The sequence below is a fragment of the Pseudomonas sp. NFX71 genome (genome assembly GCF_048079215.1).
In the GTDB taxonomy this organism is placed as follows: domain Bacteria; phylum Pseudomonadota; class Gammaproteobacteria; order Pseudomonadales; family Pseudomonadaceae; genus Aquipseudomonas; species Aquipseudomonas fluorescens_B.
In genome coordinates, this window is record NZ_CP182230.1 from 5,352,478 (window position 1) to 5,367,170 (window position 14,693).

General features: G+C 54.3%; 13 protein-coding genes and 1 pseudogene. 9 read left to right on the forward strand and 5 right to left on the reverse strand.

Annotation, left to right across the window (positions count from 1 at the left end; genetic code table 11):
* Positions 1 to 137 precede the first annotated feature (137 nt).
* Both ACM1ZW_RS24885 and ACM1ZW_RS24890 read right to left on the reverse strand, forming a co-directional pair.
* Complete coding sequence (locus tag ACM1ZW_RS24885; RefSeq protein WP_416739569.1) at positions 138 to 1,457, reverse strand: ABC1 kinase family protein; 1,320 nt, start codon at positions 1,455 to 1,457, stop codon at positions 138 to 140.
* A complete protein-coding gene (locus ACM1ZW_RS24890; RefSeq protein WP_017338841.1) occupies positions 1,454 to 1,918 on the reverse strand; it encodes a DUF3429 domain-containing protein in 465 nt (154 codons plus the stop codon). The genes ACM1ZW_RS24885 and ACM1ZW_RS24890 overlap by 4 nt, the downstream gene beginning before the upstream one ends.
* A gap of 1,932 nt (positions 1,919 to 3,850) precedes the next feature.
* Between ACM1ZW_RS24890 and ACM1ZW_RS24895 the strand changes: the two are divergent.
* From ACM1ZW_RS24895 to ACM1ZW_RS24935, 9 genes and pseudogenes are all read left to right on the forward strand, one after another.
* A pseudogene (locus ACM1ZW_RS24895) lies at positions 3,851 to 4,378 on the forward strand (methyl-accepting chemotaxis protein); the annotation flags it as partial.
* Positions 4,379 to 4,445: 67 nt separating this feature from the next.
* Positions 4,446 to 4,910 carry a thiol-disulfide oxidoreductase DCC family protein gene (locus ACM1ZW_RS24900; protein WP_017338843.1) on the forward strand — a complete coding sequence of 155 codons (465 nt, stop codon included), beginning with the start codon at positions 4,446 to 4,448 and terminating at the stop codon, positions 4,908 to 4,910.
* A gap of 145 nt (positions 4,911 to 5,055) precedes the next feature.
* On the forward strand, positions 5,056 to 5,616 hold the full coding sequence (gene folE, locus ACM1ZW_RS24905; protein WP_414880446.1) for a GTP cyclohydrolase I FolE: 561 nt from the start codon (positions 5,056 to 5,058) through the stop codon (positions 5,614 to 5,616).
* Between the two features lie 35 nt (positions 5,617 to 5,651).
* Positions 5,652 to 6,362, forward strand: a complete 711-nt coding sequence (locus ACM1ZW_RS24910; RefSeq protein WP_017338845.1) for an SDR family oxidoreductase — start codon at positions 5,652 to 5,654, stop codon at positions 6,360 to 6,362.
* A gap of 14 nt (positions 6,363 to 6,376) precedes the next feature.
* Complete coding sequence (locus ACM1ZW_RS24915) at positions 6,377 to 6,682, forward strand: DUF6482 family protein (protein WP_017338846.1); 306 nt, start codon at positions 6,377 to 6,379, stop codon at positions 6,680 to 6,682.
* 25 nt (positions 6,683 to 6,707) lie between these two features.
* Positions 6,708 to 8,246: a cryptochrome/photolyase family protein gene (locus tag ACM1ZW_RS24920; RefSeq protein ID WP_416739570.1), complete on the forward strand. Its 1,539-nt coding sequence runs from the start codon at positions 6,708 to 6,710 to the stop codon at positions 8,244 to 8,246.
* Positions 8,243 to 8,383 carry a DUF2256 domain-containing protein gene (locus ACM1ZW_RS24925; protein ID WP_080995142.1) on the forward strand — a complete coding sequence of 47 codons (141 nt, stop codon included), beginning with the start codon at positions 8,243 to 8,245 and terminating at the stop codon, positions 8,381 to 8,383. Before ACM1ZW_RS24920 ends, ACM1ZW_RS24925 begins: the two co-directional genes overlap by 4 nt.
* A gap of 204 nt (positions 8,384 to 8,587) precedes the next feature.
* Positions 8,588 to 9,160, forward strand: a complete 573-nt coding sequence (locus tag ACM1ZW_RS24930) for a TetR/AcrR family transcriptional regulator (RefSeq protein WP_416739571.1) — start codon at positions 8,588 to 8,590, stop codon at positions 9,158 to 9,160.
* Positions 9,157 to 10,134, forward strand: a complete 978-nt coding sequence (locus ACM1ZW_RS24935) for a DMT family transporter (RefSeq protein ID WP_017338849.1) — start codon at positions 9,157 to 9,159, stop codon at positions 10,132 to 10,134. The genes ACM1ZW_RS24930 and ACM1ZW_RS24935 overlap by 4 nt, the downstream gene beginning before the upstream one ends.
* A 653-nt stretch (positions 10,135 to 10,787) precedes the next feature.
* Here the strand turns inward: ACM1ZW_RS24935 and ACM1ZW_RS24940 are convergent.
* The 3 genes from ACM1ZW_RS24940 to ACM1ZW_RS24950 form a co-directional block, all read right to left on the reverse strand.
* Positions 10,788 to 12,332 carry a diguanylate cyclase domain-containing protein gene (locus ACM1ZW_RS24940; RefSeq protein WP_416740842.1) on the reverse strand — a complete coding sequence of 515 codons (1,545 nt, stop codon included), beginning with the start codon at positions 12,330 to 12,332 and terminating at the stop codon, positions 10,788 to 10,790.
* A gap of 309 nt (positions 12,333 to 12,641) precedes the next feature.
* Entirely contained in the window at positions 12,642 to 14,012 is a 1,371-nt protein-coding gene (locus ACM1ZW_RS24945) for a heavy metal sensor histidine kinase (RefSeq protein WP_414883966.1), read from the reverse strand.
* Positions 14,009 to 14,680, reverse strand: a complete 672-nt coding sequence (locus ACM1ZW_RS24950; protein ID WP_416739572.1) for a heavy metal response regulator transcription factor — start codon at positions 14,678 to 14,680, stop codon at positions 14,009 to 14,011. Before ACM1ZW_RS24950 ends, ACM1ZW_RS24945 begins: the two co-directional genes overlap by 4 nt.
* Positions 14,681 to 14,693: the final 13 nt, after the last annotated feature.

Here is a 14,693-nt window from a genome sequence, read left to right on the forward strand (position 1 = left end):
CCGATGTAGCTATAGCTCCGCAGCCCAGCAAATCGCCAATTGAATCAGAGATCAGATATTTGCGGGCCGAGAATTATGCAAAGGCATGGTTAAACGGTAGCGGTACCCAAGGCGTGCATTTACCGTCCATAAAGCGCTCAAATCACGTAAGGCTCGAACAGCCTCCGGACATTCACCCGCGCCTTCAGCTTCGCGGCCAACAGGTACAAACCTACCACCTTGCGATGCAGAAACAGCACATCCACAGGTGGCGTGTGCCAGAAGTCGCGGTCGGCACCTAGTTCCCAACCGGTATCACGTAGGCGTACGGCCAGGTCAGACGTCGCAAAGTCATAGGCACCTTGATGCCTCAGTGGCTCGCAGGCCTGTGTAATGAGATCAGTGAGTACCGCTCGGTGTTTGGGCAGCGTTTCAGGCTGAAAGTAGCCGACGTCCAGCGCGGCATTGGTGATGGCGGCACGGTCTTCATGCAGGCCTCCATTCAACAAGCGGCGATAAGCCTCGGTAGTGTTGCGGTCATAAAGTCGCGTGGCGCCGAAGTCCAACAACACCATCCGTCCTGAGCCTTGCTGATAACGGTAATTGGCAAAGTTAGGGTCGGTCTGCACGCACTGGAACTCGAACACCTCGCGCAGAAACAGGCCGAATAGCAACATGATGATCCGGTCGCGCTCTGCTTGGGGCGCGTGCTCTAGTGACTCCACCGCTACCCCGTCAACGAAGGACATCACCAAAATATTCGGCGTGCTGAACTGGACATACGCACGAGGAACCAGAAAGTCAGGACTGTCCGCCAACAGTTGATCAAAGCGCTGTAAGTGATCGGTTTCTTTCATGTAGTCCGCTTCATCCTGTAGCTGACGCTTGGCCTCTTTGAGCAATGGGCCGACGTCCATGCCCTTAGGCAGCATCCCGGACATGCGCAGCAAGGAAGCAACGTTATCCACATCGCTGGAAATACTCTCGCGCACGCCAGGGTATTGCACCTTGATCGCCAGGCTTTGGCCGTCCTTTCCTTTCGCAACATGAACCTGGCCGATGGACGCTGCCGCCAATGGCGTGAAGGAAAACCGTTCGAAGCGCCCTTCCCAGCCCTTGCCCCAGCTTTCGTTAAGGACTGCCACCAACTGGCTCATGGGCATAGGATGAGCGTCGCAACGCAGACGAGAAAGGATTTCGCTGAACTCGCGCGGCAACAGATCACCTGCATCCATCGATAACAACTGCCCAATCTTCATGGCGGCGCCACGCAGTTGCGACAGTTGCTCGACCACCCGATGCACATTGCCCGACGTCAACAGCAGTTCGCTGAGCGCCGGACGTTTGCCCTGAACCCACTGCCGAGCGCCTTCGGCTAGCATGCCGCCCGCGACGCCCGAGGCCAAACTGCCTAAACGCATCAACCGCGATAAGCGGCTGCCAGGCACGGGCAACGAGCCGGGCACACGAGGCTTCATGAATGAAGCGCCTCAACGATCGCGGCGAGCAGCAAGCAGACGCTCGCCACGAGGGTAAGCCGTAATCGCATCGGCAGGTACCAGGCGGGCAAGCTCGTAACCCGCAACAGCTGCCTGTCCTGCCGAAGGTGGACAACAAAGCCGATGACCAGCAGCAAGCAACCCAATGGCATTGGCAGTAACGTGGCAATCCAAGCAATAAGCGCAGGAATGACACTCCAGATGAACCGGTCGCTGCCCTGCTCGGCGCTCATGTCTTTCACTGTCATGGCGAAGCCCCAGTGTAAGGCGCCGACGAAGCTCAGGATGACTGCGCCATAGTTAACAAGCGCCATCGCAAACAACGGCCGATAGTCGAGAGAGAACGGGATCAGCAGCGCCAGAAAAATAAACGGCAACAGACCGCCATAACCCAGCAGGCTGACGTGCTTTGGCAGAGAGGTTGAAGGCAACGCGTTCATTTGTATTCCTTGCAGTGAGCGACACTCAAGACTGTAGGCCCAAAAGCCCCGCTTGGGCGAGATTGATGGCGATCCGAAGCTGAGGTCAACGTAATGAGTCGCTTTGTAGAATCAGGTCATTGCCCCATTGCTTTTCGGGCAATCAGGCGACGCCATATGAGGCGCTTCGCATCCTTGAGATCATGCTCAGTGCCTGCATTTACCAAGTCGACAGCACCTTAGAACCCTTCCAGCCTTCAGTTCTTCGTGAGCGGGTTTTTAAAACGTGCCAATGCAATCAACAGATTCTTGAAACCAAAATCAATAGGAAAACCGCGCCAGCAGTGCTTTGCCTGGTCGTCCAAGATTGCTTGCAGTAAGTCATGACGCGATGTGGCTGGCGACGCTGTATGAGATGAACAGGCGCTAGAACACGAAAATCACGACTACAAATTTTCGGAGATGTCTGGTCGTTTCACCATCGGTTTTAAGCATACGAGCCCGGGCTCTCGCTGACGAATCCCAGTCCTTCATCGGGCCACCTAGCTTTTACGAACCGATCCGCTCGCCATCCTGGTGCATCACCGAAACCAGACTGTGACTGCCGTGGCTCGACCTTGAGAGAAGCGATAATACCTATACAAAAATAACTTTGTGTATAGGTTTTCTGCAATCTGTGTCACTCTGCCATCAGTCAGCTATCACCAGCGGCTCACGCTCGTACCTCGCCGGGCTCTCGTCACTTTCAAATGGGCGGTAGAGACAAGTAGCCCTTAACACGGACAGCAAAACAGAACCACCACGTCTTGCCCGTACAGGGTCTATCTAAGAGTTCAGCCGATGAAAAACTCCATCACACTAGCCTCGCGCATAGGCCTTGGTTTCGCCGTAATTGTGTCGCTGCTCATACTAATCACCGCCGTGGGCATCCAACGTGTGGGCTTTATCGACTCCACCCTGGAACACGTAAGCGAAAATGCGGCCAAGATTCAACGTTACGCTATTAATTTTCGCGGGAGTGTACACAACCGAGCCATTGCTATTCGGGACGCAGTGTTGGTGGATAGTGATAAAGACTTAACCGTCCACCTCAATGAAGTTATCAATCTAGAACAGGCCTACTCCGATTCAGCCATGCCAATGGATCAGCTATTTGCAACTGCAGGGGTAACATTGCAGGAGCAACAGCTGTTACTGGCGATTAAAGATATTGAAAAGCAAACGCTAGCTTCCACCAAGTCGGTAATTGCTTTGCGTCGCGCCGGAGATATTTCAGGTGCACAGGCTTTGCTGCTGCGCCAAACCTCCGGTGAATACAGTGAGTGGTTGAAACGCGTGAATGCATTGATTGACTATGAAGAAGCCTCGATCAAAAGCCAACTCAGTGCGGTACAAGCCACCGCTAGTGAGTTTCGAGGACTGATGCTCATGGCCACCGGGATAGCGCTGCTGCTGAGCATTATCCTGGCGATCTCAATTATTCGCTTCGTCAAGTCAACGCTGGGTGCTGAGCCGACTCTGGTTGCACAGGCTATCCAGCGATTGGCGGCAGGTGACTTGCAACAAATCATTGTTACCGATTATCCGAACAGCGTGATGGGCGTCCTGAAAACTGCCCTAAGCCGTTTGGCTGATACCATTAGTGAAGTACGCATTGCGGCCCAAGAGGTCAACAATTCATCTAGGCAACTATTGACCACATCGTCCACCAATAACAATCAAATCAGCCTGCAGAACCGCGAAGCCGAACAGGTGGCAACTGCAATTACGCAAATGGCGGCAACGGTCAATGAAGTTTCAGGTTATGCATCTCAAGCAGCGGACGCAACGCGTCTAGCCGATGCGGAAGTTGTAAGCGGTAATCGCGTCGTTGCGGACACCACTCTCGCTATCGAACAATTAGCGAACACACTGGTTGAAACCACCCATACGGTAGAACAGGTGTCCAAGCGTAGCGAAGAGATTGAAATAGTGATCGAGGTAATCAATTCAATTGCAACGCAAACTAACCTGTTGGCGCTGAACGCAGCCATCGAAGCGGCCCGAGCAGGTGAGCATGGCAGAGGGTTTGCAGTTGTGGCCGATGAAGTGCGCTCTCTAGCTAATCGCACTCAGGAGTCGACGCGGGAAATTCGAGAAATGATAGGCACACTGCAGAGCGGTACCGAAACGGCTGCACAAACCATGCGTAATAGTTGCGAACTGGTAAGCCACACCGTTGCGCAAACCCGCAACGCCCAGACGGCGCTATCTAAAATCAGCCAGCAAGTCGGCGCCATAAACCACATGAATGCCCAAATCGCCAGCGCATCTATCCAGCAAAGCGTAGTGGCCGAAGACGTTGCGCAAAATATCACGCGCATCCATAGCTCAACGGTGCAATCAGCAACGGGCTCTCGTGAAGTTGCAACGGCCAGCCAGGAGTTAGCGCAGCTTGCGGATCGTCTTACCCAGAAGGTCGCATTTTTCAACTTGGCTTAGGGCGGGCCCATTGTCAGTCCTTTTCTTTCAGCATATCTTGTGCAAAACCTATACATGGCGGCTGAAAATGTACAATAAAAAGGATTGGCCACTGACGCTGTACTTTGACGGTCAATGTCCGCTGTGTGCGCGCGAAATCAAGATCCTGAATCGACACGCCGCAGAGAGTCGACTGCTATTTATTGACATCAGCAGCGGAGCGTTCGACGCCAAGGTACTCGGGTTCACGTTCGAGCAAATGCAGTCCTCGCTGCACGCCCGTTTCGCCGATGGCCGCTGGGTAACCGGTCTGGACGCCACCTTGTGGAGCTGGCGAGCCGCGGGCTTGGGGTTTTGGGCTGCGCCATTGACATGGCGTGCCACCCGACCGCTGCTTGCTTTAGGTTATCGCCTCTTCTGCCGCTTACGCCCCCATTTGGCGTGGCTTCCTCACCCTGATGGCCGCCGTCGCTGTGTCGATGACCGTTGCGGTGGGCCGGAGTCAAAACCCGCACCAGACGAGCAGCCCACTTTGAAAACAAAACAGACCTAGAAAACTTCGCTTTCCCATCGGGCCGACGCAGAACCTGAGCAACAGATGATCTGGCGAACTCCTTGTTATCTGGTGCGCAGCAGGCACTCCCCTACTGCCAAGGATTGCCGCCTCTTTAAGCACAGCATGGCTGCGAGGAATCAAAATGAACCCATCAATAGCCAAGCATTACCGTGAAATTCTCATCGCTGTAGGCGAGAACCCTGAGCGTGAAGGACTGCTGGACACGCCCAAGCGCGCAGCCAAAGCGATGCAATACCTTTGCAACGGCTACACGATGAGTCTGGAAGACGTGACCAACGGTGCCCTGTTCGAATCGCAAAACGATGAAATGGTCATCGTGCGCGATATCGAACTGTATTCATTGTGTGAGCATCACCTGCTGCCCTTCATCGGCAAGGCTCATGTCGCGTACATCCCCACAGGAAGGGTACTGGGTCTATCAAAGGTCGCCCGAGTCGTCGATATGTTCGCCCGCCGCTTACAGATCCAGGAAAACCTCACAAAACAAATTGCTGATGCCATCCATCACATCACCGATGCGGCCGGCGTGGCCGTGGTCATTGAGGCAAAGCACATGTGCATGATGATGCGGGGCGTGGAAAAGCAAAACTCTGTGATGACGACCTCAGTGATGCTGGGGGCCTTTCGCGAGTCATCCGCTACGCGTCTCGAGTTCCTGCAACTGATTGGGCGACGCAGCTAAGGCCCCAAATCCGCACAAGGCGTGGGAGAGGCGAAATGAACAGTTCCTTTGAGATGAACTCACTCGGCTACGGCTACCGTGCCTTGGTGATAGGAGCCAGTGGAGCGCTCGGCGCGGCGTTTTGTGAGTTGCTCAACGAAGATCCAAGATGCTCGGTTGTTCGTGAGCTGGGGCGCAATAGTGCTCCAGGATTGGATCTGGAAAAGCCAGACAGTATCGCCAGCGCAGCCGCCGAATTAGCCGAAGAAGCCCCGTATCAGTTGATTTTGCATGCTGCCGGTCTGCTACATCGCGAAGACATCAAGCCTGAAAAAAGTTACACCTCTATTGAAGCTGATGCGCTTCAGGCGATATTCCAAGTCAACGCGCTCGGGCCTGCGCTGGTTTTGCGTCACTTTCTACCCTTGCTAGACCCTCGCGGCGCAATGGCGGTGCTCTCCGCCAAGGTCGGCAGTATTGGCGATAACCGTCTGGGCGGCTGGTATGCCTATCGCGCCTCCAAGGCAGCGTTGAACATGTTGATTAAAACGGCTGCGATTGAACTGGCACGAACACGCCCTCAGACCCGTTTGCTGAGTCTTCATCCAGGCACGGTCATTTCGGGCCTGTCCCAGCCCTTTAAAGGCGCTTCTGCCGCCAGGCCTGCAAGCCTCGTTGCCCGCGAATTGTTATCACTGATTGACCGCTTGGCGCCTGCCGACAGCGGCAATTTCTTTGCTTATAACGGAGAACGCCTACCGTGGTAGGCAGGGAGTGAACCTTGAATCTGCAAGCGTTGACCGAACGGGCCGCGAATGGCGAAGTACGAGAGTTGGAGCTGCTGTCTCTGGAAGGCGGTTTTTATCTGGCGCGAGTCGGGCTGGATCACGGCCAGTTCACACTGCTGGACGACGAAGCAAAGCCTATGCGCCTTCGCTCCATCAATCACCTGCGTGAGTTGTTGCAGTTTGTGCCGCCTTTCCCCTGCGTGCTTGTGCAGCAGTGCGTCCATGACGAGATGTGCGGCTCACGTGAAGGGCGCATTGAGCCGTTACGCATTCCATTCTCGCTGACTGCGCCTTGGTGAGTCATCTTCCGTTGGACTCTTTCGAATGAACAAGACTCACCGACTATGCCTGGTCTTGGGCGACCAGTTGTCTTTTGACCTGGCCTCATTGAAGGGGCTGGACAGCGAGCGCGATACGGTTTTGCTGGTCGAAGTGATGGAGGAAGCCAGCCATGTGCCCCATCACCCGCAAAAAATCGCACTGATCTTCAGTGCGATGCGCCATTTTGCTGAGGCGTTGCAGCAGCGTGGCATCCGCGTGCAATACGTCACGCTCGATGATCCGCAAAATAGCGGATCGGTACCGGAAGAGTTACGGCGCTGGCAATCACTGCTGCAACCGGATGAGCTGCACCTGACAGAATGCGGTGACTGGCGCCTGGAGCAGTCGCTGAAAGATTGTGGCTTGGCGATCCAGTGGCATACCGATACCCGTTTTCTCTGCACCCGACTCGAGTTTGCGTCCTGGGCCGAAGGCAAAAAGCAGCTGCGCATGGAGTTCTTCTACCGTGAGATGCGACGCAAGAGTGGTCTGTTGCTCAACGGCGACGGCAGCCCGGTCGGCGGCGCCTGGAACTTTGATGCCGATAACCGCAAGGCACTGCCCAAAGGCGTGAGAGCTCCCTCGCCAGTGCGATTTTCAGCCGATGCAATCACCCAGGAAGTGCTTGAGCTGGTCGCAAAAAACTTCTCCAGCCACTATGGCGCACTCGACACTTTTGATTACCCGGTAACCCACGCCGATGCCCAAGCGTTGTGGGATTACTTCCTCGATTGGAGCCTCGCTGCTTTCGGCGACTACCAAGATGCGATGGCCAGTGATGAACCTTTTCTGTTCCATGCGCGGATCAGCGCCGCACTGAATATTGGCCTGTTGGATCTACGTCAATTGTGCAGCGACGTCGAGGCTGCTTACTGGGCGCACAGCATTCCATTAAACGCAGCCGAAGGCTTTATCCGTCAACTCATTGGCTGGCGTGAATATGTACGCGGCGTGTACTGGCTGAAAATGCCCGACTACGCCGGCGGCAATCTGTTTGGCAACAGCAGGCCGCTTCCAGAGTTCTATTGGACTGGCGACACCAAGATGAACTGCATGGGCCAGGCGATCGGCCAAAGTTTGAAACATGCCTATGCCCACCACATCCAGCGGCTGATGGTGACCGGCAACTTTGCACTGCTGGCCGGCATCGCTCCGTCCCAGATTTGCGACTGGTACCTGGCGATCTACATGGACGCATTCGACTGGGTCGAGCTACCCAATACATTGGGCATGGTCATGCATGCCGATGGTGGTTACCTGGGCTCTAAGCCTTACTGCGCCAGTGGCCAATATATAAAGCGCATGTCTGACTACTGCCGTAATTGTGCGTACAAAGTCAGTGAAAGCACGACGGACGACGCCTGCCCTTTCAATTCGCTTTACTGGCATTTTCTAATACGTCATGGCGACCTTCTGCGCAGCAATCAGCGCATGGGCATGGTCTATAAAAACCTCGATCGTATGACTGAATCCAAGCAGCAAGCACTCTGGGATCGTGGCCAGAAACTGCTCGTCAAACTAGATGCCGGGGAGTCGTTTTGAAGAAGAGTGAACTACCGATCAAAACCTGTGCGGTCTGCGGATTGCCTTTCGCCTGGCGCAAGAAATGGGCGCGCTGCTGGGCTGAGGTGCGCTACTGCTCGGAGCGTTGCCAACGGCGCAGGAGCATTGAATGGTGAGAGAGCGTATGCGTTAACCACTCGGGTGCAGGGTGCGTTTAGCTAGCGTAACGAACGTCCTGGCTGGCCAAATCCTGCGATTTACTGCTGCTTTTGCATACTGCGGTCTGCGTCGTAGCGGCCATGATTCAGGTCGTATTTGGATGCACCCCAATCTTACCGGTCAGTATAGTTAGCTCCGTCCCTACGCCGGAGTGCCTTAAATTGGACAATACCCGTGAACGCTTGATTGACTCAGCGTTGAAGCTGTTTCTGTCGCAAGGTATACACATTACTGGTGTGATGGCCATCGCCGCGATGGCGGGTGTTACCAAGATGACGCTCTACAGCCATTTCCCCTCCAAGGATGCGCTGATAGTGGCTTGCCTTGAGGAGCGTGACCGACGCTGGCGTGAAGAGGTAGCGCGCACCTTGGCAGGGCATCCTGACCCGGTCAGTGGCATGCTCGCTTTTTTCGATTTGTATCAACGTTTTCTTTTACAAGACAGCGAACGCGGGTGCCTGTTCGTCAACAGTGCGGCTGAATTCCCCCAGTTTAGCCACCCTGTACATTTAGCAGTGAGCAGGCATAAGCAAGGGATACGCGACAATCTTAATGCCTTGGCCGTGAGCGCCGGTATAAGTGACCCAGACGTAGTTGCTGAGGGGCTGTTTATCTTACTGGAGGGCAGTTTTGTCAGCGGCACCATGGGCCAGGACGTGCGGGTATTCGACACTGCCCGACACGTAGCTCATTGCTGGATCCGGAAGCAGGCCCAACAGGAGCATCGCGTATGACCCTAGGCCTATTAGCGGCCATTGCCGCCACTTTTTCCTGGTCGCTGCTCTACATCTTTCCGGGGTTGGTCGGCGATTACAGCCTTTTTGATCTGGCTGTGGTGAGCTATTCCTTTGCCGGTTTAGGTAGCCTGCTTGTGCTGTTTGTTTACCGCTGCGAAGTTCGGCAGTTGCGACTGAGCGACTGGGCCTGTGCCGCACTGCTGGGCTTCTTGGGATACATCGGCTACTTCTTCCTGATCACCACTGCGGTCTTGGCAGCTGGGCCGGTGATCCCTCCGGTAATGATGGGGTCAGTACCGATTGTGCTCGCGATTGCCGGCAACATGCGAAGCTCCAGCGTGCCCTGGCGCGCCATTGCCGGGCCGCTGCTGGTGGCGGCATTGGGCATAAGTTTGGTCAACTTGAGCGTGTTTGATTTTAGCGCCGCAAAGGTGGTGCTCCCGACCCATTCGATATTGCTGGGGCTGCTCGCATCGTTAATGGCAATTGGATTTTGGACTGGCTTTGGATTGTTAAATGAAAGCGCTTTGGCTCAGCGTCCAAGCATGTCACCCATGTTGTGGTCAGCCATGCTGATCTTCATGTGCAGCGTCGAGATGCTGGCGTTCATACCCGTTGGTCTGCACTTGAACCTGTCCCACTTCGCTAGCCATCCGAGCGGGTTAGCAGGTACTCAGGCGCTAATAGTCTGTGGGTTGATTCAGGGGTTAGGGGCCACCCTTGCAGGTGCCTGGGCATGGTCGATTGCAACTCGACGTCTACCTCTGGCGCTCAGCGGGCAATTGATCGCCAGCGGAACCATTTATGCTACTACGATGGGCCTGCTGATCAACCAACGCTGGCCCTCTCCTATGGAAGCGCTTGGGACAGGGTTGCTACTGGTAGGAGTGGTATGGGCAATTCACGCCTTTTATCGCAGGCAAACACGCCTCGCGACGCGTGGCGGGATAACTGACCTTGGCCAAAACTAATTCGACTGCGCCGGTATGGGCATTTTAAAAAAGTGCGTTACGAGCCAACAAGTCAGCGTCCGAAACTCAAGACTGTTATTCATTTTCCTTCCATGTCTGATGGTATCGAAGCGATTATGTCGAGGTCGCTTGCTTCCTCATCTGCCCCCTTAACCGTAGATACGAATATTATGGGATGAAAGAATCCGTAGGACTCGATGATCCTCTTGAATAGCCGGGCCCTGCTGGCCCGAAGCATCGACTATAGGAAAAATGGCTCAACACGCTACCTACTGCTAACCGTGCTTCATGCGATGAGAAGCATGGTGCACCGTAATAAATTGTCTCAGCTTCAGTCCGTCCCGTTCTTGAAGTGGTCTCCTTTTGCCGGTACTTGTAGGGCACCAATCTTCAGCAGGGAACGCACCATGCACCCAAGATTCAGAGTCATCGAGACCACCGGCATGGAAGATGGCGCTAAGCGATACAGAGTCGTTGATCTCGTCGAAGGAGGCTCAGCTAGCAAGCACGGTGTCTTCAAAATCAGGACGGATGCGGAGGCTGTTTGTTCACTCCTGAATGCCGAGCCTCATCAGCGTGATGTAACTCATAAGTCGCTTAGTCTTTGACCCGCTTGTCCATTCAAAACGGCACAAGTCTCATGCAGCAGGGGATTACGTCATCCCTACACCCCTCCGACCAAGTTGCTTGACTCCATACATGGCCTGATCCGCCGCTTTAAGCAATGTGTCGAGATTCTGGCCATGAATAGGACACAGCGAAACTCCGACACTGCACGATACCGATAGCTCTCCTGCACTTGTCACGACTGTCTGCGCGATGGTGTCGAACACCCTCAATGCCTGCGACTCAGCACTCTCGGGGTCAGATAGTTTAGAGATCAGCATCACGAATTCGTCGCCACCGTACCGGGCAACGGTGTCACATGAGCGGGTGGCTTGAAGCATGCGGTGTGCGACCGCTCGCAGAACCTGGTCGCCTACTTCATGGCCGTACTTGTCGTTGATTTCCTTAAAATGATCCAAGTCGATCAAAAGCACAGCAAACGGAATCCCTTTAGCCTCCCAATCCGAGCAGGCCTGGGCAAAACGTTCGGCGAACAAGTAACGGTTAGGCAGTTGCGTGAGCACGTCATGTGTTGCGAGGTAGGCCGAGCGCTGGTGCTCAACTTCAGCCCTTTCTAACGCCTTGAAATGCCGAATCAATACCATCGGCATCAACACCAGTGCCCCGGCGAGGACAAAAAGTATCATCAACATTTCTTTGGTGAGGACATCCCCGACACGGAGTTGCCGCTCGAAGACCAACGTCATTGGCTGCGATGTACTGCGGATCTCGACTCGGTCAGCCAATTGCGGCAAGAAGAGGCGATCTAGAAAACTTGCTTGTTGAACCTGTGTTGAAAACACACTGCTTTCAGTCCCAGCAGCGGTTTTCAGGACTGCACTGATGTGAACCAGGGGATCCAGGTTTGCATTATTCACTGCATCCAGTAGCGCGCCCGTTTTGATCAATAGCAAAGACACCATCGTGCTGCCAAAAAAATTGGGGCGGGTGTTCTCTCGCAACTGTTCAGGCCGAATGACTGATTGCATCAGAATGTATGCGTTGCCACCCTCATACATTGTAAAAACGGGTGATACAACGGGCTTCTGATTATTGTGGGTTCGAGCCAGCGCATAGGAGAGATAGGCGACGGTTTCTAATCTGACGCCATAGATCGAACTGGATTCAGGGAGTAACGGGTACATGAACAACACCGGCCAAGTCTCGCTGAGATACACCTGATTTTGGGCAGGCTGCTGGGTGAGGCTCGGGAAGTCTTTGAGTTCAAAGTCTGGCCGCCAGGTACGGCGCAACAGATCTTCAAAGGCAGCCTGTTCGGCGATGGGTACTGCCCTAGCAGCCTCGAGCATGTAAATATGAGGGTAAGCTGATAAAACGGCTGCCGCATAACGGGCCGCAGCTTCAGTATCGCTCTGATCCACGGCTTGGAGAAATGCTGAGAAACCTGCCAATACAGCTTCATTGGTATCAAGCTGATTTCGCACGACGCCGGAAATATTCTGAACGTATTCCGAGAAACGCGTTTCCCTGCTTTGGGTCTCTGACTTCAGTAGCAACATGGCCGAAAAACCAACCAGACCGACAGCAAGAATAATGAAACCTGCCAGGGAGCTGCGCCGCCTAGTAAGCATCACTTTAACTTTTCCAAGGCGCAGAGCGAGAGCCGAGCCTTGGCAAGCACCGTTGAAGCTAAAAGAGATCGCGGGTGAACGACCGATAAATGCCGATTTGAAGGTCGCTGAGCATTGAAAACAATTCCCAAGGAATCAGTTCCGATACGATTTCTGCTCTGCACTGCGACTACCCCTTTCGCATGTGATCGAAAGAAAAATTTTCGAGCCCCATTTGCTGCTTCCTAGATGTTCACCACTGCAACGAAACTCACTATAGGGCAATTTGCCAGCATTCGCTGTGTCGTGTGCAATAACTTCGGTTCGAGCTCAGGCGTTTATAAGGGGAAACTCCAAGTGAAAGCTCGTACCTGCGTCAGTGCTGTCAACGGTTATACAACCGCCATGCAGTTGCATAATCGAACGAACGATGGCCAATCCCAGACCACCGGAATCGTCGGGTTGATTACGTGATGGGTCACACCGGTAAAAGCGCTCAAACAATCGTGGAAGATGTTCTGCCGCAATCGGCTCGCCGTGGTTGTGCACCGTGATGTCGAGACGGTGCTCCAAAACCCTGCTGCTGATCGTCACTGCAGAGGTAGGAGTTGCGTAGCGCAGCGCATTCGCCAGTAAGTTAGCAAGTGCTCGACGGATCAAGCCGGGATCACCCAGCAATTGATCCTGGGTCTGGTTTATCAGCTGTACATCTCGTTCTTGCGCTACCCCTTCGAAATACTCACAGAGCTGCTCGATCAGATCGTGCAGGTTGATTTGCTCGAATTTTACGCAAGCGTTTGGCTGCTCGGTGCGAGCGAGAAACAGCATGCTGTCGATCATGCGGGCCAGCCTTTCATACTCTTCCTGATTGGAAACCAGCAGGTTCTGATAGTCCTCTATAGAGCGACTGCGCCTCAGGGTTTGTTGGGTATGTCCCATCAGGTTGCCTAGTGGGGTTCGCATCTCATGGGCGAGGTCTTCCGAGAAACGTGAAAGCTGGGCGAATCCGTCCTCAAGACGTGCAAGCATCTGGTTGAGGGCATTACAGAGCGGTTTGAGCTCATTCAGCTCACTGAACTCATCCAGCCGCAGATGCAGATGCTGCACATCGATTGCGGCAGCGCGATTGGCCAGCAGGCGCACAGGGTGCAGGCCTCGTTGACTAACCCACCAACCGAATGCAAAAGCCAATAGCGCTCCGACTGACATGGCCAGCCAAAGCCTGAGTCGGTAAACCCCCAGCATCTGCTCGCGCTCACCCAACAACTTGCCAGCGATCAGGGTCAAGCCGCGATCACCTTGCATGACATCCTGCCAGGCAAGCCGCACAGGCTCGGAAGAGTGATCTTCAACAAGGCGCGCCTGGTGGGCAGCCGGCAACTTTGGAAAGGTCATACCCACCGGGTTGATTTCGATCAACACCTTGCCGGTGTCATCGACAATCCATAGCAGACTGTCGCGATTGCCCAACATGTTTTCGTAGAGCTTGGGCCGACCTCGCAGTTGCTCGATGCTGTCGCTATCGCTGATCAATGCTTGCATTCGCTCCAGGCGTCCCAGCAAGGCCTGGTCGTCGCGCCATGCAATCTCTCGCTGTAACGATTGATAAAGATAAAAACCAATGGAGCCCAGTAATAGCACGCTGACCAGTGCGAACATGATGGCCAGGCGCAGGCTCAGAGTGCGCGGATATAGATTCAGGATTGCACCTCGAGCATGTAACCGATACCACGGACTGTGTGTATCAACTTCAGCGGGTAAGGATCATCAACCTTGGCCCGCAGTCGGCGGATGGCGACATCGACCACATTAGTGTCACTGTCAAAGTTCATTTGCCAAATCTGTGAGGCAATCAGCGAACGCGAGAGCACCTCCCCTTCACGACTAAGCAGCAAGTGCAGTAGGGCGAACTCCTTGTTGGTCAGGGTGAGGCGCTCGCCGCTGCGCGTTACCCTGCGTCGCAACAAGTCCAGACTAAGGTCACCAGCCACAAAATGCTCCACCTCGCGAGGCGGACCACGGCGCAGCAAAGTGCGTACGCGTGCCAACAACTCGGCATAGGAAAAGGGTTTCACCAGATAATCATCAGCCCCCAACTCCAGCCCTTTGACCCGATCATCAACCGAATCACGTGCGGTAAGAAACAGTACCGGGGTCTGGCACTTACGCCGGATGATTTGCAGCAATTGCCAGCCATCCAACCTCGGCAACATGACATCCAGAATGATCAGATCGAACTCACTCTCCTGTGCCAAATGCTGGCCATCAAGGCCGTCAAGAGCGATCTCTACCGAATAGCCCGATTCAGTCAGGGCTTTGCGCAGGTAATCCGCCATTTTCGTTTCATCTTCAACCACCAGGATACGCATTTTTTCCTCCAGG

Excerpts from the sequence above, each read along its gene's own strand:
- ACM1ZW_RS24900 (WP_017338843.1), top strand. The coding sequence starts at position 4,446 with ATGTACAATAAAAAGGATTGGCCACTGACGCTGTACTTTGACGGTCAA.
- ACM1ZW_RS24890 (WP_017338841.1), bottom strand. The coding sequence starts at position 1,918 with ATGAACGCGTTGCCTTCAACCTCTCTGCCAAAGCACGTCAGCCTGCTG.
- ACM1ZW_RS24885 (WP_416739569.1), bottom strand. The coding sequence starts at position 1,457 with ATGAAGCCTCGTGTGCCCGGCTCGTTGCCCGTGCCTGGCAGCCGCTTA.
- ACM1ZW_RS24940 (WP_416740842.1), bottom strand. The coding sequence starts at position 12,332 with ATGCTTACTAGGCGGCGCAGCTCCCTGGCAGGTTTCATTATTCTTGCT.
- folE (WP_414880446.1), top strand. The coding sequence starts at position 5,056 with ATGAACCCATCAATAGCCAAGCATTACCGTGAAATTCTCATCGCTGTA.
- ACM1ZW_RS24910 (WP_017338845.1), top strand. The coding sequence starts at position 5,652 with ATGAACAGTTCCTTTGAGATGAACTCACTCGGCTACGGCTACCGTGCC.
- ACM1ZW_RS24935 (WP_017338849.1), top strand. The coding sequence starts at position 9,157 with ATGACCCTAGGCCTATTAGCGGCCATTGCCGCCACTTTTTCCTGGTCG.
- ACM1ZW_RS24950 (WP_416739572.1), bottom strand. The coding sequence starts at position 14,680 with ATGCGTATCCTGGTGGTTGAAGATGAAACGAAAATGGCGGATTACCTG.
- ACM1ZW_RS24920 (WP_416739570.1), top strand. The coding sequence starts at position 6,708 with ATGAACAAGACTCACCGACTATGCCTGGTCTTGGGCGACCAGTTGTCT.